The sequence below is a fragment of the Arthrobacter sp. AD-310 genome, from assembly GCF_054656615.1.
In genome coordinates this window covers 23,776-40,989 of the sequence record NZ_BAAHNO010000009.1, presented here as the reverse complement: position 1 = coordinate 40,989, position 17,214 = coordinate 23,776, and the positions used below count along the sequence as shown (strand labels likewise).

The window sequence follows — 17,214 nt, the reverse complement described above, 5'->3', positions numbered from 1 at the left end:
TCGCGGTCGGGATCCGGTATGGCCGTGCAGGCTAGTGTGCGGGCGGGGATGATGGCCCCACCAAAACAAAGAAAAGTTTGCCCTGGGTGGACGCTCCTGCCAGCCGCGCCGCCTGTTCCGGTCCGGCGGCAACAACGATCAGGCCGTCCGTTTCCTGGGTACCAAGCCATTGGCCTCCCTGTCCACCTTTGGCCGACGTCCACAGCACCGGTACGCCTGCGGCCAGGATCTCCGGCGGTTGCTGCTGGTCGAAGCCGTTGGCGGCGGTCAGCACCACATTGACCAGCTGCCCGGGGGAGACGAGCTGGATCGACGACGGATCGGCCATGCGGAGGGGGACGGCGGCAGACCCCGGCGGGCTGCCCGTGAGCAGGCCCGGACCGAGCAGCTGTGCGTCGGCCAGCAGCTGGCCTTTCCGCAGGGGAGCGGCCACCTGCTTTCCCACGGCCTGCCCAGGGTCACTGAGGACGCCGTCGGTCATCATGCCCGGAGGGACCTGGGTTTCAGCGAGGTCGGATGCTGCCAAGGCAGACCCGGCCGGAAGGTCACGGGCAGCGGCCAGGGCGGTTGCGGTATGCACCGGCGCCGGGGTGAGTTGCTGCACTGTGAGGGCCGCAGCGGCGCACAGCAGCAGCGCCACAGCAAGCCTGCGGTTGCGGTTGAGCCAGCTGCGGAAGCGGGCGGTGCGGCTCCCGGGGCCTGACGGGCGCAGGGCGCCGGACCGCTGGTTGCGCTGGGGGAGACGGGGACTGGAACGGCGGCGGGTGCGAAGCGGGGATGCAGGCATGTTTCCCACGCTAGGCACCCGGGAAACGCGAACGACAGCGGCCCCGCGCTTATGTGGACAAAGTCCGCAAAGTCAGCAGGGCCGCTGTCGTTGGCGGCAGGAGCCGGAAGTCAGCTCGCGGCAGCCGCGGGAGCAGATGCTGCCGGGGCCGCGGCAGGGGCCGGGTTGCTGGATGCCGGCGCCGCGGAGACTGTGCTGCCCTTGGAGTCGCGGGAATCGGTGCGGTAAAAGCCCGATCCCTTGAACACGACGCCCACGCTGTTGAACTTCTTGCGCAGCGCGCCCTGGCATTCGGGGCACGACGTCAGTGAGCTGTCCGAGAATGACTGGACGATGTCGAAGGCGTGGCCGCAATCCTTGCAGGCGTAAGCATATGTTGGCACTGGTGCTCCTCCTCTTGGGCAAACGAGAGGTCCCGTGCTGCCGCCGGCGTCTGAACTCCAAGTCCAGGTGGTCCGTTAGCAGTCGCAGGGCCTGAGTGCTAATTCTATCATCCCCGGCGGCCGTCCCGCCCGTGTCAGGCGATGTTCCCCAGCGGCCGCAGTCCGGATGGGACGAGGACTGCCGGGACAGGACGGTCGAACTCTTCTGCCGGGATATGCCCCGCCGGCAGAAGTTCGTTGTCGTAGATAACCGCGGCCAGCGGGATTTCCTTCCCTGCCGTTGCGAGGTGGCCCAGGAATTTGTCGTAGTAGCCCCCGCCCTGGCCGATCCGGTTGCCATCGAGGTCCACAGCTGTGGCCGGAATGAACAGCGCGGCGGCGTCCGCGGCCACATCCGGTCCGTGCCGGGGACCGTCGGGTTCCATGACCGGTGCGTACCTGCTGCGGACAAACCCGGCCTCCGGGTTCCAGAACACCCAGCTAAGCTCCCGCCCTGGTTCGCACACCGGGAGCAGGACGCGGTGCCCGTTGCCGTGCAGGGCGGTGATTAGGGGAAGGGTGGGCGGTTCGACGCCTACCCCCAGATACACACAAAACGTAGCGGGCTGGCCGCCGGACAGGGATTCGGCCCAGGCGGCGCCATGCAGGGCCAGTGCAGCGCCGGCGGACTCGAGGTCGGCAGGGGTGAGTCCTGCCCGCCGCCGGCGGTGGTCCGCGCGGATGCCGTCCTTGGCGTTGCTGGGCACTTCAGGCATGTTCGTCTCCTTTTCCGGCCGCTCCGAAAGCGGGTACAGGACCGGGTGCAGGCCGGTCCGTTGATTCCTGATTGCTTGACGCTGACGTTAGATTAGTCCGGTGACTACCAGTAACCCGAGAGTTCGCAAAGCCGTCATCCCCGCCGCCGGACTGGGCACCAGGTTCCTTCCCGCCACCAAGGCTATGCCCAAGGAGATGCTGCCCGTCGTCGACAAGCCTGCCATCCAGTACGTGGTGGAGGAAGCCGTGCAGGTGGGACTGAATGACGTCCTGATGATCACCGGGCGGAACAAGCGGGCGCTGGAAGACCATTTCGACCGGGTGCCGGCACTCGAATCCACGCTCGCGGACAAGGGCGACACCCAGAAGCTCGAGTCCATCCAGGCGGCGAGCAACCTGGGCGACATCCACTACGTGCGCCAGGGCGACCCCCACGGACTGGGCCATGCGGTGCTCCGCGCCAAACAGCACGTCGGCGACGAAGCCTTCGCCGTGCTGCTGGGTGATGACCTCATCGATGCCCGGGATGAACTCCTGAGTACCATGATCGAGGTGCAGGCCAAGACCGGAGGCTCCGTCGTCGCCCTCATCGAGGTGGAGCCCTCGCAGATCAGTGCCTACGGCTGCGCGGACATCTCCGAAATCGACGGCGAAGGCTACGTGCGGGTCAACCGGCTGGTGGAAAAGCCGGCACCGGAGGAAGCGCCGTCCAACCTGGCTGTCATCGGGAGGTACGTGCTGCACCCCGCCGTGTTCGATGTACTGGAACGGACCGGCCCCGGCCGCGGCGGTGAAATCCAGTTGACCGATGCCCTGCAGGAGCTGGCCACCGGTGAAGGCGAAGGATATGGCGTCTACGGTGTTGTCTTCCGGGGCCGCCGCTACGATACCGGCGACAAGCTCAGCTACCTCAAGGCGTGCGTCCAGCTCGCGGTTGACAGCGAGGATCTTGGCCCCGGGCTCCGGGAATGGCTGCCGGGTTTCGCCAGCAGCCTGGACAAGTAGCCCTGTGCGCCCCGGCCCTATCTGGCCAGTGACACTGGAATGCGGCGACCTGGTGCTGCGGCCCATCCGGTACCGGGACAAAAAGGAATGGACCGAGGTCCGCTCCCGGAACAGCCAGTGGCTGGCGCCGTGGGAGGCCTCGAACCCTGATCCGCGCGGGGGGCTGCCGGACTACAGGCAGATGGTGCGGTCGCTGAACTCGCAGGCCGCGCAGGCAACGGCGCTGCCGTTCCTCATCACGGAACGGATGCCCGGCAGGCGCCACCCGGCCATCGTGGGCCAGCTGACCGTATCGTCCATTGTGTGGGGTTCGGCCATGATGGCGACCCTTGGTTACTGGGTGGATCAAGCGCGGGCGGGCCGCGGCATCGCGCCCACGGCTGTGGCCCTGGTGACCGACCATTGCTTCCAGGTGCTGGGGCTGCACCGGATGGAAATAAACATCCGCCCGGAAAACGGTCCGAGCCTGCGGGTGGTGGAGAAGCTGGGCTTCCGCGATGAGGGGTACCGTCCGCGCTACCTCCACATCAACGGAGAGTGGGCCGACCACCGGACGTTCGCCCTGACCTCCGAAGAGGTCCCGGGCGGGCTCCTTGCGCGCTGGCTCGCATCCCGGCCGTCATAAATCCACTCATTTGCGGACGGGGCCTGCGACACACCGGGGCTAATGCCGCCGCGGGGCCTCTGATGCTTCTACGGTTTTGAGTGTGGACTTCCCCCTTAGCAGCTCAGTGATCCTTGTGGTTGCCGTCGTGCTCTGGATTGTGTGGGTTGCCCCCTACGTCCTCCGGAACCGCCGGCACCAGTTCCAGCCCGCAGGCGACCTTCCGGCGGACGCGCCAGCCGATGAAAAACCCGACCAGACGCCCGCCGTGGTTTTGAACGTCGCCGCCCAGCAGGAGAAGCCCATGGATGCCAGGAAGAGTGCCGGACCCGCTGCCAAGGCTGCTGCTCCGGTGGCTGCAGGCCGGCTGCGGATCCGTTATGGCCGGACCGCTCTCGCGCTCTGCGGACTCCTCTCCCTTGTCACTGCCTTTGTTTCGGGGGTACTGCTGCCCTTCGGGCTGGGCACACCCTTTCTTCCCCTCACGTGCGCTGCGCTGACAGCTGTCTGCGTGGCGATCCTCCGCTGGCTGGCTGTCCGGGACCGCAAGGCGAAAGTCAACGCGGCCTTCCGCTCGGCGATGAGTGCACCGGCCCCGCGGCAGGAGGCCGACCGGATCCCGCCGAAGCCGGAGTCCGCGCCGGCACCCCCGAAAGCAGCCCGGGAAAGCCCGCTGTTTGACGCGGAGGCGCACCAGCCCAAGGTGCAGCAGTTGACCGCCCAGGAACTTCGTGAGGCTGCACTGGCCGTTGCGGTGGCTGCCGGCGACCCGAGTGCCGCCGCGGCCGCTGCGGTTCCGGCCGGCACGCCGTGGGAGCCGGTGGAGGTTCCCAAGCCCGTATACGTGGAGGCGGCAAAAGCAGAGCGCCCCGAGCCTGAACCGCTTGCCCTGCCGGAGGCCCCCAAGGCCGTGGGCAAGCCCTCCCTCAAGCAGGGCGCGGTGTCCGCACCTGCAGCTCCCGCTCCGGAGGCCCAGCAGCTGTCCAAGGCGCAGAGCGCCCTCAGCAACCTCGACGACGTCCTGCAGCGCCGCCGCGCCTAGTTCCCCCGGGTGGGGGAACAGGAACAGGGCACGACGGCGGCAATCGCGGCGACGAGACGCCCCGCCAGCGCGGCGGATTGGCTTTGGACCGGGAATATTTGTAGCCTAGGGTCACCGGTCCCGCACCTGCCATGTCAGGGGCGGCCAGGTCCGGGGCTATAGCTCAGTTGGTAGAGCGCTTCGTTCGCATCGAAGAGGTCAGGGGTTCAAATCCCCTTAGCTCCACGCCGAGGCTGGCTGCAGGCATTTGCGCCTACAGCCAGCCTTTCTTCTTAAATATGGCGTACATGGCCGCTCCGGTCGCCGCCATGAGGCCTACGGCCATGGGGTAGCCGAATGCCCAGTGCAGCTCCGGCATGTGGTCGAAATTCATGCCGTAAATCCCGGCGACGAACGAGGGCGCGAACAGGATCGCGGCCCACGAGGATATTTTCTTGACCTGCTCGTTCTGTTCGGCGCTGGCCTCGTTCTGCCGGTTGGCTGTCAGTGTGCCGTCCAGGGTGAGTGCGTTCTGCAGCAGGTCCCGGAACGAGTCCGCCCGGGAAATCACCCGTTCCACGTGGTCCTCCACGTCACGCAGGTTGTGCTGGAGTTCCGTTTCGATGCCGTACTTGGCGAAACCCCGCTTGAGCTGGTGCATCATGTCCGGCAGCGGATGAATGGCGCGCTGGAACTGGATGACCTCGCGGGCGAGTTCGTAGATGCGCCGGGACACCGTGGTGTCTCCGCTGAAGAGCTGGTCCTCGATTTCGTCGATGTCGTTCTCGAGTCCGGCCACCACGGGGGCGTAGTCATCCACCACCGAGTCCAGGAGGGCATACAGCACCGCCTCCGGACCGTGCCGGAGCAGGTCGGGCCGCGCCTCAAGCCTTTTCCGTACCCGCGCCACCCCGGCAGTTTCCGCATGCCGTACGGTGACAACAAAATTCCTGCCCGTGAAGATGTGCAGTTCCCCGAACTCTACGGTCTCGGTGTCGTCGAGGTACCGGGCGGGCCGCAGGACGGTAAAGAGGTTGTCCTCGTAGCGCTCCATCTTCGGGCGCTGGTGGGCTGAAATGGCGTCCTCCACGGCCAGGGCGTGCAGCTCGAATTCGGAGGCTACGGCGGCCATCTCCGCGGCGGTGGGGCGGTAGAGGCCGATCCATGCCATCCCGCCGTGGTGGGCGAGCGTCTCGAACGTTTGCTCCAGGTTCTCCGGTTCCGCGTGCCGGACGCCGTCGACGTAGACCGCATTGTCAATGATGGTCACGGCGCGGCCGCTTTGCTTTGTGCTGCCGCCATGGTCAGGACATCGCGCCGATGATCGCCCCGGATGCGGTCATGGCCACGATGTCGTGGCCGGAGTCGATGATCGTCACCGCAAGGGGACGGCCGGCGAAGCCGTTATGGATCAGGTGGCCGCCGGCCCGGAAAACAAGTCCTGCAACGAGCGCGAAAACGGCTGCTGCCAGTGCATTGTCGAGACCGAGTCTGCCGATCAGGACGGCCAGGAGGATGGCTGTCAGCGCCGAAGCCACGACCATGGGGAGCCAGATGCCCGCACCGCCGCTGATGTGCTTCAGGTCTTCCTCGGTCTTGCCGATGGCGGCCATCCACCGGTTGCCCAGGACAGCGGGCAGGTACCACACGAAGCCGATCGCCATGCTGGCGGCGAACGCGAGCAGTACGGCGGGCCAGTTGATCTGTGAGACGTAAGAAAGCCAGTCCATTCAAGAAATCCTAGCCTTCTGCCCGTCCCCGGACGGGAAGCCGGTCCGGCCATGACCAGCCGGAAGTGCCTTAGCCGGCCGCAACCTTTGCGAGGCCGCTGATCAGGGGCTCCGTGCGGTAATGGATGTGGGTATGCAGGGCCAGTACGGTTTCGGTGCGGATGACGCCCTTGATCCGCAGGACCTGCCGCAGGGAAGCCTGCAAATTGTGGGTGTCCGTGGCCACCACCCGGCACCAGACGTCGCCACGGCCGGAGATCTCGTGGACCTCGAGGACCTGGGGAATCAGCCGAAGCGCCGCGATCACACCATCAAGCTCCCGGTGCGAGACTTCGATCGTGACAAAGGCGACCACGTCGTAGCCGACGGCCTCCAAGTCCACCTCGCGTCCTCCCGCCCGCAGGACTCCGGCGCGCAGCAGCCGGCGTACCCGCGACTGGGCGGTGTTACGCGCCACGCCCACCGTTTCGCTCAGTTCGCCGATCTGGATCCGGGGGTCGCGGATCAGGGCGAGGAGGATCTTCAGGTCGGTCGGGTCCAGTTTGTTCAAATGGTCACTCTCCATCACGCGCGCACGGCTGTTTTGATGATCGTGCTCAATTCTTCCACCCCATTCAATCCGGATGGGCAACCGTGCAGCACTCTGGAGTCATCGCGAACCACGTCCGTTCCCGGCTCCCACAAGGACCACCCGGCGCGGCTGATCTTAGAGGCGGCACCCATGACTGTCTTCAGTGAACTCCGGATGCGTCCTGCTCCGGTTGCGGCAACCGGGTGGAACGCCTCCACCAGGGCCCGGCTGGTGATTTCAGGTGCGGTCATCTTCGTGCTCCTGGTGGGCGCGAACCTGGCAACGCCCCTCTACCCGCTGATCCAGGCACAGCTGGGCCTGTCCCCGCTGGACGTGACGGCCGCTTTTGCCACTTACGTCCTCGCACTGGTGGCTACCCTCATGCTGGCCGGGCACTGGTCGGACCACATCGGGCGCCGCGCCGCACTTCTCCTTGCCGCGGTCACCGGACTGGCCGGCGGCTGGGTGTTCGCCGGAGCGGAGACCCTGCCCGCGCTGTGCGCCGGACGGGCGCTTCAGGGCGTGGCGGTTGCGCTGGCAACTGGAGCAAGCGCTGCCGCACTGCGGGAACTGTTGCCGTCCCGTCCGGAATGGGCGTCCCGCTTCACCCTGCTGGCGTCCTCGGGTGGTGTGGCTGCAGGGCCGGCCCTCGGCGGGGTGTTCTCGCTGCTGCCGGGCGCCACCACCGCCCCGTACGCCGTGTATTCCCTGATCCTCGCCGCGCTCCTGGTGCCGTTGTACCTCATCAAAGCCCGGCCGGCGATCGTCCATCCTGCAACGTCGCGGCCGCTGCTGGCGCTGGCGCCACGGCGGCTGTCCGTGGCGCGGAACGCGCGTGGCGCTTTCTGGCTCGCAGCCGGCGTCGGGTTCCTGAGCTTTGCGGTGTTCGGTTTCTGCTTGTCGCTCGCGCCCGGCTATTTCGCCCAGGTCCTGGACACGGACTCCCGGCCCCTGGTCGGCGTGGTCGCCGGCCTGCCGCTCGCCGCGTCCGCGGCCAGCCAGCTGGCCGCCGCCCGGAGCCGCTACACGGTTCCGGCGGGCCTGGCCGTCCTGGGCGGTGCTGTCTTCCTGCTGGGCGCAGCGGGGCTGTGGCAGAACCCGTGGCTGCTGGTGCTGGCGGCGGCCGCGGCCGGGGCGGGGCAGGGCCTGGCATTCCGGACGGTCTTCAACGAGGTCGCCGCCCGGGTGGAGCCGGCCCGGCACGCGCAGGTGGTCAGCACGGTGTACGTCATCACCTACCTGGGCAGTGCGGTTCCGGTGCTTGGCCTGGGCTGGGCCACGGGAGTGTTCGGCCAGGCCGCTGCCGTGGCCGGCTTTGTCCTTGCCTGCGGTTCCGCCGCTCTTGTCCTGTCGGCCTTGACGTTTTTCCGGGTGCTGCGCCGCCGCTGGGTGCCAGGCTGCTAGGCCAGGCAGAACAGCCAAGCCGTACAGTCGCGCCGTTCAATCGTCGGTAGGCCCGTTCAGTCCGGAAGCGGGCCGTGGTTTCCCTGGATGTGTTCGAAAACCAGCGTCGTTTCGGTGTGTCCCACCACCGGATCGGTTGCGAGGTTGTCGAGCACCCAGTCGCGCAGGTCTTCGGTGGTGGCGACGGCGATGTGCAGCAGGTAGTCCACCGAGCCGGAGGTGTGGAAGGTGGAAAGCACGGCAGGCAGGTGCGGCACGCGGGCTGTGAAGCGGTCGATCTGGTCACGGTCGTGCGCCCGCAGCCGGACGGCCACCAGTGCCTGCACGGACCGGCCGATCGCCGAAAGGCTCAGCTTGGCCTCGTAGCCCTGGACGATGCCGCGTTCGGAAAGGGCGCGGGTCCGCATCAGGGCGGTCGAAGGGGCGATGCCCACCAGCTCCGCCAGCTGCTTGTTGGAAATCCTGGCGTCGGCCACGAGTGCAGCCAGGAGGCGCTCGTCGATGGCGTCCAGCGGTTCCAGGTGCGATCCCGGCCTGGGGGTCCTGGCGTTCGTGCTCACGGCTGATCCTTCCAACAGTCCTTCGTTCATCCTAGACCGCCGGATCCGGATCATGACGTCCCGTTCCGGCGCCGCTGCCGAATTTCCGCTTTTATGCGCCTCCCGGCGGACGGCATATATTCGCCTCCACAAAGGCGCCGGCGCGGCGCCCTCGCCGGCTTACGCCGTCGTGCGTTCAGCTCCGGGATGAACGACGGCGACAGCGGCCGCTGTGAGGCAGGCAAGGGCCATGACGGTCGCCGCCAGGGCCGGCCACCCCCAGGACTGGAAGACCAGCCCTCCTGCCCAGCCGATAACGCTGGAGCCCAGGTAGTAGGCCAGGTTGTACAGCGAGGCCGCCTGTGCCCGTCCGGAATTGGCGATCGCACCCGTCCATCCGGCGCCGATGCTGTGCGCCGCAAAGAAACCGCCGGTGAACACCACCAGCCCGGCAAGGATCAGCGGCAGGTACGGCGCCAGTGTCATGGCCAGGCCTGCCGTCGAGAGGGCCAGCCCGGCCAGCAGGACGGTGCGACGGCCCAAGCGCATGGTCAGCCCGGCGGCCCATCGGGAGGACACTGTTCCCGACAGGTAGGCGAGGAAAATAAGGCTGATAAGGGTGGCCGGCAGGTTGAACGGTCCGCCGGACAGCCGGAAGCCGAGGTAGTTGTACACAGCCACAAACCCGCCCATCATCAGGAACGCCTGGATATAGAGGGCCAGCAGGCGGACGTTCCGCAGGTGGCGCCCGAGCGTGCGCAGCGCACCGCCCAGGCCTGACGCCGGCGTGGACACGAACCCCCGGGCCCTGGGCACCAGGATGAGGAACGCGACGGCGGCAAGGGTCGCCAGGACCGAGACGGCCAGGGCAGCAGCCCGCCACCCCCACAGTTCGCCGGCGGGACCTGCCACCAGCCGGCCCGCCAGTCCGCCCAGGGTGGTGCCCGCGACGTAGCTGCCTGCGGCGAGGGCGGTGTGGGCTTTGGTCACTTCTTCATTGAGGTAGGCGATGGCGATCGCGGGAATCCCGCCCAGGGCCATGCCTTCCAGGAGCCGCAGGACCAGCAGCATGCCGAAACTGGTGGTGAGGGGGACAAGCAGGCCCAGGACGGTGGCGATCGAGATTCCCCAGGCCATGGCCCTGACCCGGCCAATCCTGTCGGCCAGGAAGGACCAGGGAATCACGGTGACGGCCAGGCCCACCGTTGCCAGTGAGATGGTCAGCGCGGCCTCCGCAGCCGTGATGTCCAGGTCATCGGCCAGGAGCGGCAGGACCGCCTGCGTGGAGTACAGCTGGGCGAACGTTGCCACCCCGGCGAAGGAGAGCCCGGCGAGGATCCGGCCATACGCCCGGGACCCCTTGTGATGCCCGTCCCAGCGGGGAGGGGAACCGCTGCCAGTGAGGGGTGCGTTCTGCATTGTGCAAGGGTAGCCCCGGCCAGACAGATGCCTCCAATGCATAATTCATGCCAGACTTATCGCAACAGCGGATGTTTCCGGGGAGTCGGGCGACCGGAAGGAAGGCGGCACATGGAGGCGGACCACAAACAACTGGCCCAGCTCCTGCCGCTGCTGCCCGTCCTTGCCGAACTCGGCCGTACAGAACACGTCACCGAAACGGCTGAACTTCTTGGAGTACCCCAGTCCACGGTGAGCAGGGCACTCGCGCGGGCCAGCGCCGTCGTTGGAACCGAACTCCTGGTGCGGGACGGCCGCGGCGTCCGGCTGACACCCGCCGCACGCACCCTGCTGCCCTATATCGAGCAGGCGCTCGCCGGATTCCAGGCCGGGCTGGACCTTGTGCGGAACGAGTCGGAGGTGGTGCGCGGCCAGGTGGCTGTGTCATTCCAGCACACGTTCGGCGAAGCCACGTTGCCCCTGCTCATCAGTGCCTTCCGGAGCCGCCACCCCGGCGCGGTGTTTACCCTGAGCCAGGGCTCGCGGAACGCCTGCCTCGAAGAACTGGCTGCCGGCGCGGCGGACATTGCGCTGACAGCGCCCGTGGGTTTGGCCGGACGGAACCTCCAATCCGCTCCGCTTTACCGTGAGCCGCTCCTGCTGGTGGTACACCACAGCCACCGGCTGGCGGGAAGAACGACGGCGGGGCTCGGCGACATCAGGACCGAACCGTTCGTGGCGCTCGGCCCGGGCTACGGACTGCGCTCCCTGACCGACGCGCTGTTCAGGGAGGCCGGGTACCGGCCGCGCATCGCGTTCGAAAGCCAGGACTCGCATACAGTGCGTGGTCTGGTCTCCGCAGGTCTTGGCGTCAGCATCCTGCCGCCGGGCGGAGACCGGCCCGGGCGCACCGTCAGCCCGGACACGGGAAACCTCGGCTGGGTCGAGATTCCCCTGGACTCCGCGCTTGCCGTCCGTGAGGTGGGGGTCACCTGGCGGCGAAGGAAACCGGGAACCGAACCGGTGCCCGTCCGGCTGTTCCGGGAGATGGTGGCCACGGAGGGGCCGGCGTTGCTGGCGGGCCTGGTCAGGCAGCGGACCGGCCACTAGTCATTCCGCGCCGCTGCCGGACAGTACCCTTGTGACGTGACCAACACCGAATCCCCTTCCGCCCACGCCGCCGGTCAGTCCGGGCCATCGTCCGCAGCACTGGCGGGAGTCATCATCGGCCTCGACATCGGCGGCACCAAGACGCATGGCGTCCGTTTCCAGGATGGCGTCCCGGTGGCCGACGAGTCCGCCGGCAGCTCCAACGTGCAGAACGTGAGCCGCGAGGAGGCGGCACGCAACATCGCGGACCTCTTTGGCCGGATTGGCGGCGGCGCGGTGGCCCGGGTGTATGCCGGCTCGGGCGGGATCGACACCGACGAGGACGCCGCGGCCCTGGCGGCGCTGATCCAGCCCCACGTCCCGGGGGCGCGCGTCACAGTGGTCCACGATTCACGCCTCCTGCTGGCCGCGGGCAGGGCCAGCACCGGCGTCGCGGTCATCGCCGGGACCGGCTCGGCGGCCTGGGGCAGGAACGGCGGCGGCGGCGAGGCCCGGGCAGGCGGGTGGGGGTACCTGCTTGGCGACGAAGGCAGCGGCTACTGGCTGGGACGTGAAGCCGTGCGGCACAGCCTGCGGCGCATGAACCAGGGCGTGCCGGCCGACCAGCTCACCAAGGCCCTGCTGCAGGCCTGCGGCGTCGGGGACCCCAACCGGCTCATTGCCCTGTTCCATTCACCGGACACCGGCCGCCGCTTCTGGGCCCAACAGGCCCGGCATGTGGTGGAGGCGGCAGGCGCCGGCCACACGGAAAGCCGGGGCCTGCTGGACCAGGCGGGCCGGGACCTGGCGGACCTTGCGCTCCAGGTCCTCCGCCAGCTGGGCATCGACGGCCCGGTCATCCTGGGTGGCGGCCTGGGAATGCACGTGGAACTTCTGCAGGAAGCCTTCCGCCGGCACCTTGGCGCCGCGGGCGTTACCGACGTCCGCGTCCTGGACCAGGAACCGGTGTTCGGGGTGCTTCAGCTGGTGGCCGAACCGGACTGAACGCCGGACGGGGCGCTGTCCGTCAGACGGCCCGTTTCCGCGGGGTGAGCCGGACAGCCGGCAGCGGGGGAGCGGGGATGCGGCCGGCCTCGGCGCCTGCCTCAGGCCCGTGCCCCGGAACCAGGCCGTACCTGGCCGCCGCCGTGTCCGCATCCGGCAGGTCAGCCTGGGCTTCCCACTCGTCCCGGGCCTGTTCCACTTCCTCATGCGTCCGGCCCACGAAGTTCCACCACATCAGCAGTTCCTCCTGGAACGGTTCCCCGCCGATAAGCAGGAACCGCGTGCCGGGCCGGGCCTGCAGCTCCAGTTCCCGCCGGCCGGTGCCCAGGTAGCCCAGCGGTCCCGGTGGCAGCTCCTGCCCGTCCAGCGCCAGCCCGCCGTCGAGCACCAGGATGCCGTGCTCATGGTCCGGGTTCAGGGGCAGCACGGCCGCGCCTTCGCACGAGACGTCCGCACCCACGATCGGTGTGTACATCGTGGCGGGGGAGGACACGCCGGCCAGTTCACCAACCATCACTGTTGCGGTAAAACCTTCCCCGACCACCCTTGGAAGGTTCCGGTGCTGCTCGAACGCAGGCGCGCAGTTGCGGTCGCCGTCCGGGAGGGCAACCCAAAGCTGGAGGCCGCGCTGCAGCGGCAGCTCGCCGCCGGCGGGCGGAAGCACGGCAAACTCCGAGTGCGAGACGCCGTGCCCGGCAGTCATGATGTTCAGTTCCCCCGGGCGGACCACGACGTCGCTCCCCACGCTGTCCCGGTGGCGGATGTGTCCTGCCAGGGGCCAGGTGACCGTCTGCAGGCCGATATGCGGATGCGGCAGGACCGACATCGCCGTGCGGTCCGGCCCAAAGCTGTCCAGGAAGCACCATGCACCAATGGTGGGCAGGCCACGCTGCGGCAAAGTCCGCTGCACATTCATGGCCCGCACGCCGCCCAGCGGCACCTGGCGTTCGGGCCATAGCTGCAGGCACGGGCCTTCGCTGCCCCCGGCGCTCGCCGGCGGGCAGACTTCCTCTTCGGGTGCGATTTCCAGATTGGTCACCCTCCCACTGTAGGCCTGCAGCCGGCAGGGCAGGAGGGAAAGCAGGGTATCCGCGGCCACAGATCACACCCATCCGGGGCGTTCCCGGCGCCGAATGGTCACAGTAGGGCTTCCATTCCACAGATTAGGTGCTGCATCCCGTGTTGCCGGACCTGGTTTGGGCTACCGTAACTATCAGCGTGCCGATGTCAATGTCGCGGTGCATTCCGTGCCCGTCCAACAGAACAGGTAAGTCCGCACCATGGACCAGGCGATGATCGAGTTCCAAGGCGTTACCAAGCAATACCAGGGCGGGCAGCCGGCCGTGGACAACCTCTCGCTGTCCATCGCCAGAGGCTCCATTACCGTCTTCGTCGGCCCGTCCGGCTGCGGCAAGACCACGTCGTTGCGGATGATCAACCGCATGGTGGAACCGACGTCCGGCACCATCACGGTGGGCGGCAAGGACGTCACATCCGTGCCGGCCGCCGAGCTGCGCAGGTCAATGGGGTACGTTATGCAGTCCGCCGGCCTGTTGCCGCACCGCTCGGTCCTGGACAACATCGCTACCGTGCCGCGGTTGAACGGCGTCCCGAAAGCGGATGCACGCAACCGTGCCGAGGAACTTTTGGACGTCGTGGGCCTGTCCCGGTCTCTCGCCAGGCGGTACCCGTCCCAACTTTCCGGCGGGCAGCAGCAGCGCGTCGGCGTCGCACGGGCCCTGGCCGCCGATCCGCCCGTGCTGCTCATGGATGAGCCGTTCAGCGCCGTGGACCCTGTGGTCCGGGACGAGCTGCAGCAGGAACTGCTGCGGCTACAAAAGGACCTGGCCAAGACCATCGTCTTCGTCACCCATGACATCGACGAAGCCACCACATTGGGGGACAAAGTGGCTGTCTTCGCTGTCGGTGGACGGCTCGCCCAGTACGCGACGCCCGAAGAGATCCTCCGCGCACCGGCCAACGACTTCGTCGCTTCCTTCGTGGGCCGCGACAGGGGTTTCCGGCACTTGGGGTTCACCCCGTCCGACGGGGTGACCATCCACCCGGTGCCGACCATTGTGTCCGGCCATCCCTCCGAGGGCGGCGCGGGCGGATGGCAGCTTGTGGTGGACGACGGCGGGCACCCCCTCGGCTGGTCCACTCCCGGAAGCGGCACGGGACTAATTCCCGGCGGGTCCCTCTTCCGGCCGGGCGAAAGCCTGCGCAAGGCGCTCGACGCGGCCCTGTCCTCGCCCTCCGGACTGGGCGTGGCCGTGGATGCCGATGGCCGGGCGCTGGGCGTGGTCCGGGGCGGCGAAGTCCTGGCGCTGATCGAAGAAGCACGCCAGCTGCGGCAGGCCGCCCTCTGATGGAGTGGTTCCTCGCCAACAGCGGCATGGTCCTGGAACGGGCGGGCCAGCACCTGGTGCTGGCCCTCGTCCCCTTGGTCCTGGGACTGGTGGTATCCATTCCGCTGGCGCAACTGGCCCTGCAGAACCGCACGCTCCGGTCCGTGGTCCTCACGGCCTCGTCGCTCCTCTACACCATCCCGTCACTGGCGCTCTTCATCATCCTGCCCACCATCCTGGGCACCAGGATCCTCGATCCTCTCAACGTGGTGGTCGCGCTGACCATCTATGCCGTGGCGCTGCTGGTCCGCGCCGCGCTGGATGCCTTCGATTCCGTGGACGCCGAAGTCAGTCAGGCAGCCGTCGCCATGGGCTATAGACCGGTGGCCCGCTTCCTGCAGGTTGACCTGCCGCTCTCCCTGCCCGTCCTGTTCGCCGGCCTCCGCGTGGTATCCGTCAGCAACATCTCCCTGGTGAGCGTGGCGGCCCTCCTGGGGGTCGGGAACTTGGGCATGCTGTTCACCTCCGGCCTGCAGCGGGATTTCGTCACCGAAGTGGTGGTGGGCATCATCGCCATCCTGGTCCTGGCACTGGCCATGGATTCCCTGCTGGTCCTGCTGGAGCGGCTCCTCACCCCGTGGGAGCGGGCCGGGAAGGGACGCGGACCCCGGCCCCCCGCCGATGGGGACGGCGCCTCCGCTACCTCCGCACGGCTGCCGGCCCGGTCCGGGACCGGGGAAGGACTCACATGAGCGTCTTCTCCGATACCTTCACCTGGCTTGCCGATCCGGAGAACTGGAGCGGCAGCGCCGGCATACCCGCGCGGCTGGCCGAACACCTGCAGTACACCGGGCTGGTGATGCTGATCGCTGCCGCCATCGCCGTCCCCGTCGGGCTCTATGTGGGACACACAGGCAGGGGACGGGTCGCCGTTGTGGCGCTCGCCGGGGCGCTGCGCGCCCTGCCCACCCTCGGCCTGCTGACACTGTTCGTGCTCCTGGCCGGAATCGGGCTCATGCCGCCGGTCTGGGCACTGGTCATCCTGACGGTGCCGCCGCTCCTGGCCGGGACCTACGCGGGGATTTCCAGTGTGGACCGGAACGTTGTGGACGCCGCCCGGGCCATGGGCATGACCGAACTCCAGGTTCTCTTCCGTGCCGAGCTGCCCAACGCCCTGACCGTGATGTTCGGCGGTTTCCGGACCGGCGTGCTCCAGGTGATCGCCACCGTCTCCGTGGTGGCCTACATCAACCTCGGCGGCCTGGGCCGCTACCTCTTCGACGGCCTGGTCCTCAGCGACTTTCCGCAGATGCTCGGCGGTTCCCTGCTGATCGCCGCGCTGGCCATCGCCGTCGACCTTGTCCTTTCCCTGTTCCAACGGCTGTTCCTGACATCAGGCGCGGCCGGGCAGTCCCGCCGCAGCCAGCAGGCTGCGGCCGATCTCACAGACCCCGTACTCGCGGAGACTGTTGTCCAAGGAGGTAAACCATGAAAAACAGCCATCACCCCCGCCCGGGCCGGCGGGCCTTCGGCGGACTGGCCGCAGGACTTGGCCTGGCAATGGCGCTGTCCGCCTGCGGCGGTTCGTCCGATCCCCTGAGCAACAGCCCGGCCCCCACCACCGGCGCGTCCGGCGGAGCGGCGTCCCTCGTCGTGGGCTCGGCAGACTTCCCGGAAAGCCAGATCATCGCCGAACTGTACGCCGGCGCGCTCAACGCCGCGGGAATCACCGCCACTACCAAACCCAACATCGGCTCCCGCGAGGTGTACTTCAAGGCCGTGCAGGACGGGTCCGTCGACGTTGTTCCGGACTACACCGGCAACCTGCTGCTGCACGTGGACAAGGAAGCCACCGAGGAATCGGCCGGGGACATCGCGGACGCCCTCCCGGACAAGCTCCCTGACGGACTGGCCGTGCTGGAGCCGTCCAAGGCGGAAAACAAGGACGCCATGGTGGTCACCAAGGCGACGGCCGAAAAGTACCAACTGAAGTCCATCGAGGACCTCGCCAAGGTCTGCAGCGAGATCACCGTTGGCGCGCCGGCCACGTTCGCCGAACGCGCTTACGGGCTGCCCGGGCTCAAGGAGAACTACGACTGTGAGCCCCGCAAGCTGGAGCCCTTCAGCGACGGCGGCGGCCCCCTGACCCTCAAGGCGCTCCTTGAGGACCAGGTGCAGGTGGCGGACATCTACACCACCACCCCGTCCATCGCGGACAACGACCTCGTGGTCCTCGAAGACCCCAAGAACAATTTCATCGCCCAGCAGGTTGTCCCGCTGTACAACACGGCCAAGGTCACGGACAAGGCGAAGGAAGCGCTGGACAACGTGTCGCGCATGCTGACCACCGACGACCTGATCAACCTCAACCGGGCAGTCAGCGGCACCCAGAAGCAGGGCGCCAAGGAAGCAGCCGATGCCTGGCTCAAGGAAAAAGGCATCGTCAAGTAGGACACCGCCAAGAATAGGGCCAGCCGGGGCAAGCCGGAGGCCCCGCCGGACATAACCACGACGGGGGGGGGGGGGGGGGGGGGGGGGGGGGGGGGGGAGGGGGGGGGGGGGGGGGGGGGGGGG

Annotated in this window: 19 protein-coding genes and 1 tRNA gene; 11 read left to right on the top strand and 9 right to left on the bottom strand. The window is 68.1% G+C overall.

The window, feature by feature from the left end; translation table 11 throughout:
* Positions 1-31 precede the first annotated feature (31 nt).
* The 3 genes from ACYQ1Z_RS05960 to ACYQ1Z_RS05950 form a co-directional block, all read right to left on the bottom strand.
* Positions 32-787: an RcpC/CpaB family pilus assembly protein gene (locus ACYQ1Z_RS05960; RefSeq protein WP_459791584.1), complete on the bottom strand. Its 756-nt coding sequence runs from the start codon at positions 785-787 to the stop codon at positions 32-34.
* Between the two features lie 110 nt (positions 788-897).
* Positions 898-1,170 carry an FmdB family zinc ribbon protein gene (locus tag ACYQ1Z_RS05955; RefSeq protein ID WP_459791583.1) on the bottom strand — a complete coding sequence of 91 codons (273 nt, stop codon included), beginning with the start codon at positions 1,168-1,170 and terminating at the stop codon, positions 898-900.
* Positions 1,171-1,304: 134 nt separating this feature from the next.
* Entirely contained in the window at positions 1,305-1,925 is a 621-nt protein-coding gene (locus tag ACYQ1Z_RS05950) for a 5-formyltetrahydrofolate cyclo-ligase (protein WP_459791582.1), read from the bottom strand.
* Positions 1,926-2,025: 100 nt separating this feature from the next.
* On the opposite strand from ACYQ1Z_RS05950, the gene galU reads away from it, so the two are divergent.
* The 4 genes from galU to ACYQ1Z_RS05930 all read left to right on the top strand — a co-directional run bounded on the left by galU (position 2,026) and on the right by ACYQ1Z_RS05930 (position 4,802).
* Positions 2,026-2,931, top strand: coding sequence for a UTP--glucose-1-phosphate uridylyltransferase GalU (gene galU / locus ACYQ1Z_RS05945; protein ID WP_459791581.1), 906 nt, complete (start codon positions 2,026-2,028; stop codon positions 2,929-2,931).
* Between the two features lie 4 nt (positions 2,932-2,935).
* Positions 2,936-3,556, top strand: coding sequence for a GNAT family N-acetyltransferase (locus tag ACYQ1Z_RS05940; RefSeq protein ID WP_459791580.1), 621 nt, complete (start codon positions 2,936-2,938; stop codon positions 3,554-3,556).
* A gap of 106 nt (positions 3,557-3,662) precedes the next feature.
* Positions 3,663-4,577 carry a hypothetical protein gene (locus ACYQ1Z_RS05935; RefSeq protein WP_459791685.1) on the top strand — a complete coding sequence of 305 codons (915 nt, stop codon included), beginning with the start codon at positions 3,663-3,665 and terminating at the stop codon, positions 4,575-4,577.
* Between the two features lie 152 nt (positions 4,578-4,729).
* Positions 4,730-4,802 (top strand) — tRNA-Ala (locus ACYQ1Z_RS05930).
* A gap of 28 nt (positions 4,803-4,830) precedes the next feature.
* On the opposite strand, the gene corA is transcribed toward ACYQ1Z_RS05930, so the two are convergent.
* The 3 genes from corA to ACYQ1Z_RS05915 form a co-directional block, all read right to left on the bottom strand.
* Complete coding sequence (gene corA / locus ACYQ1Z_RS05925; protein WP_459791579.1) at positions 4,831-5,826, bottom strand: magnesium/cobalt transporter CorA; 996 nt, start codon at positions 5,824-5,826, stop codon at positions 4,831-4,833.
* A gap of 34 nt (positions 5,827-5,860) precedes the next feature.
* Complete coding sequence (locus tag ACYQ1Z_RS05920) at positions 5,861-6,286, bottom strand: DUF1761 domain-containing protein (RefSeq protein ID WP_459791578.1); 426 nt, start codon at positions 6,284-6,286, stop codon at positions 5,861-5,863.
* A 70-nt stretch (positions 6,287-6,356) separates the two neighbouring features.
* Entirely contained in the window at positions 6,357-6,836 is a 480-nt protein-coding gene (locus ACYQ1Z_RS05915; RefSeq protein ID WP_459791577.1) for an Lrp/AsnC family transcriptional regulator, read from the bottom strand.
* A gap of 171 nt (positions 6,837-7,007) precedes the next feature.
* Between ACYQ1Z_RS05915 and ACYQ1Z_RS05910 the strand changes: the two genes are divergently transcribed.
* Positions 7,008-8,261: an MFS transporter gene (locus tag ACYQ1Z_RS05910; RefSeq protein ID WP_459791576.1), complete on the top strand. Its 1,254-nt coding sequence runs from the start codon at positions 7,008-7,010 to the stop codon at positions 8,259-8,261.
* Between the two features lie 56 nt (positions 8,262-8,317).
* Here ACYQ1Z_RS05910 and ACYQ1Z_RS05905 read toward each other — a convergent pair whose 3' ends face one another.
* Together ACYQ1Z_RS05905 and ACYQ1Z_RS05900 are read right to left on the bottom strand one after the other, a co-directional pair.
* Positions 8,318-8,821, bottom strand: coding sequence for an Lrp/AsnC family transcriptional regulator (locus tag ACYQ1Z_RS05905; RefSeq protein ID WP_459791575.1), 504 nt, complete (start codon positions 8,819-8,821; stop codon positions 8,318-8,320).
* Between the two features lie 159 nt (positions 8,822-8,980).
* A complete protein-coding gene (locus ACYQ1Z_RS05900) occupies positions 8,981-10,219 on the bottom strand; it encodes an MFS transporter (RefSeq protein ID WP_459791574.1) in 1,239 nt (412 codons plus the stop codon).
* 111 nt (positions 10,220-10,330) lie between these two features.
* Between ACYQ1Z_RS05900 and ACYQ1Z_RS05895 the strand changes: the two genes are divergently transcribed.
* Both ACYQ1Z_RS05895 and ACYQ1Z_RS05890 read left to right on the top strand, forming a co-directional pair.
* Complete coding sequence (locus tag ACYQ1Z_RS05895; RefSeq protein WP_459791573.1) at positions 10,331-11,308, top strand: LysR family transcriptional regulator; 978 nt, start codon at positions 10,331-10,333, stop codon at positions 11,306-11,308.
* A 36-nt stretch (positions 11,309-11,344) separates the two neighbouring features.
* Positions 11,345-12,292, top strand: coding sequence for an N-acetylglucosamine kinase (locus tag ACYQ1Z_RS05890; RefSeq protein ID WP_459791572.1), 948 nt, complete (start codon positions 11,345-11,347; stop codon positions 12,290-12,292).
* Between the two features lie 22 nt (positions 12,293-12,314).
* Here ACYQ1Z_RS05890 and ACYQ1Z_RS05885 read toward each other — a convergent pair whose 3' ends face one another.
* A complete protein-coding gene (locus tag ACYQ1Z_RS05885) occupies positions 12,315-13,331 on the bottom strand; it encodes a pirin family protein (protein WP_459791571.1) in 1,017 nt (338 codons plus the stop codon).
* Between the two features lie 241 nt (positions 13,332-13,572).
* On the opposite strand from ACYQ1Z_RS05885, the gene ACYQ1Z_RS05880 reads away from it, so the two are divergent.
* Genes ACYQ1Z_RS05880 through ACYQ1Z_RS05865 form a run of 4 tightly spaced genes read left to right on the top strand, consistent with a single transcriptional unit; the run spans position 13,573 to position 17,091 of the window.
* A complete protein-coding gene (locus ACYQ1Z_RS05880) occupies positions 13,573-14,661 on the top strand; it encodes an ABC transporter ATP-binding protein (RefSeq protein WP_459791570.1) in 1,089 nt (362 codons plus the stop codon).
* Positions 14,661-15,392, top strand: a complete 732-nt coding sequence (locus tag ACYQ1Z_RS05875; RefSeq protein WP_459791569.1) for an ABC transporter permease — start codon at positions 14,661-14,663, stop codon at positions 15,390-15,392. The genes ACYQ1Z_RS05880 and ACYQ1Z_RS05875 overlap by 1 nt, the downstream gene beginning before the upstream one ends.
* Positions 15,389-16,132 (top strand): ABC transporter permease, encoded by a 744-nt coding sequence (locus ACYQ1Z_RS05870; RefSeq protein WP_459791568.1) that lies wholly within the window; start codon positions 15,389-15,391, stop codon positions 16,130-16,132. The genes ACYQ1Z_RS05875 and ACYQ1Z_RS05870 overlap by 4 nt, the downstream gene beginning before the upstream one ends.
* On the top strand, positions 16,129-17,091 hold the full coding sequence (locus ACYQ1Z_RS05865) for an ABC transporter substrate-binding protein (RefSeq protein WP_459791567.1): 963 nt from the start codon (positions 16,129-16,131) through the stop codon (positions 17,089-17,091). Before ACYQ1Z_RS05870 ends, ACYQ1Z_RS05865 begins: the two co-directional genes overlap by 4 nt.
* Positions 17,092-17,214: the final 123 nt, after the last annotated feature.

What these genes read in the sequence shown, in the direction of transcription:
- ACYQ1Z_RS05960 (WP_459791584.1), bottom strand. Translation starts at nt 787, where the DNA reads ATGCCTGCATCCCCGCTTCGCACCCGCCGCCGTTCCAGTCCCCGTCTC.
- ACYQ1Z_RS05950 (WP_459791582.1), bottom strand. Translation starts at nt 1,925, where the DNA reads ATGCCTGAAGTGCCCAGCAACGCCAAGGACGGCATCCGCGCGGACCAC.
- ACYQ1Z_RS05920 (WP_459791578.1), bottom strand. Translation starts at nt 6,286, where the DNA reads ATGGACTGGCTTTCTTACGTCTCACAGATCAACTGGCCCGCCGTACTG.
- ACYQ1Z_RS05910 (WP_459791576.1), top strand. Translation starts at nt 7,008, where the DNA reads ATGACTGTCTTCAGTGAACTCCGGATGCGTCCTGCTCCGGTTGCGGCA.
- ACYQ1Z_RS05900 (WP_459791574.1), bottom strand. Translation starts at nt 10,219, where the DNA reads ATGCAGAACGCACCCCTCACTGGCAGCGGTTCCCCTCCCCGCTGGGAC.
- ACYQ1Z_RS05895 (WP_459791573.1), top strand. Translation starts at nt 10,331, where the DNA reads ATGGAGGCGGACCACAAACAACTGGCCCAGCTCCTGCCGCTGCTGCCC.
- ACYQ1Z_RS05880 (WP_459791570.1), top strand. Translation starts at nt 13,573, where the DNA reads ATGGACCAGGCGATGATCGAGTTCCAAGGCGTTACCAAGCAATACCAG.
- ACYQ1Z_RS05875 (WP_459791569.1), top strand. Translation starts at nt 14,661, where the DNA reads ATGGAGTGGTTCCTCGCCAACAGCGGCATGGTCCTGGAACGGGCGGGC.
- ACYQ1Z_RS05870 (WP_459791568.1), top strand. Translation starts at nt 15,389, where the DNA reads ATGAGCGTCTTCTCCGATACCTTCACCTGGCTTGCCGATCCGGAGAAC.
- ACYQ1Z_RS05865 (WP_459791567.1), top strand. Translation starts at nt 16,129, where the DNA reads ATGAAAAACAGCCATCACCCCCGCCCGGGCCGGCGGGCCTTCGGCGGA.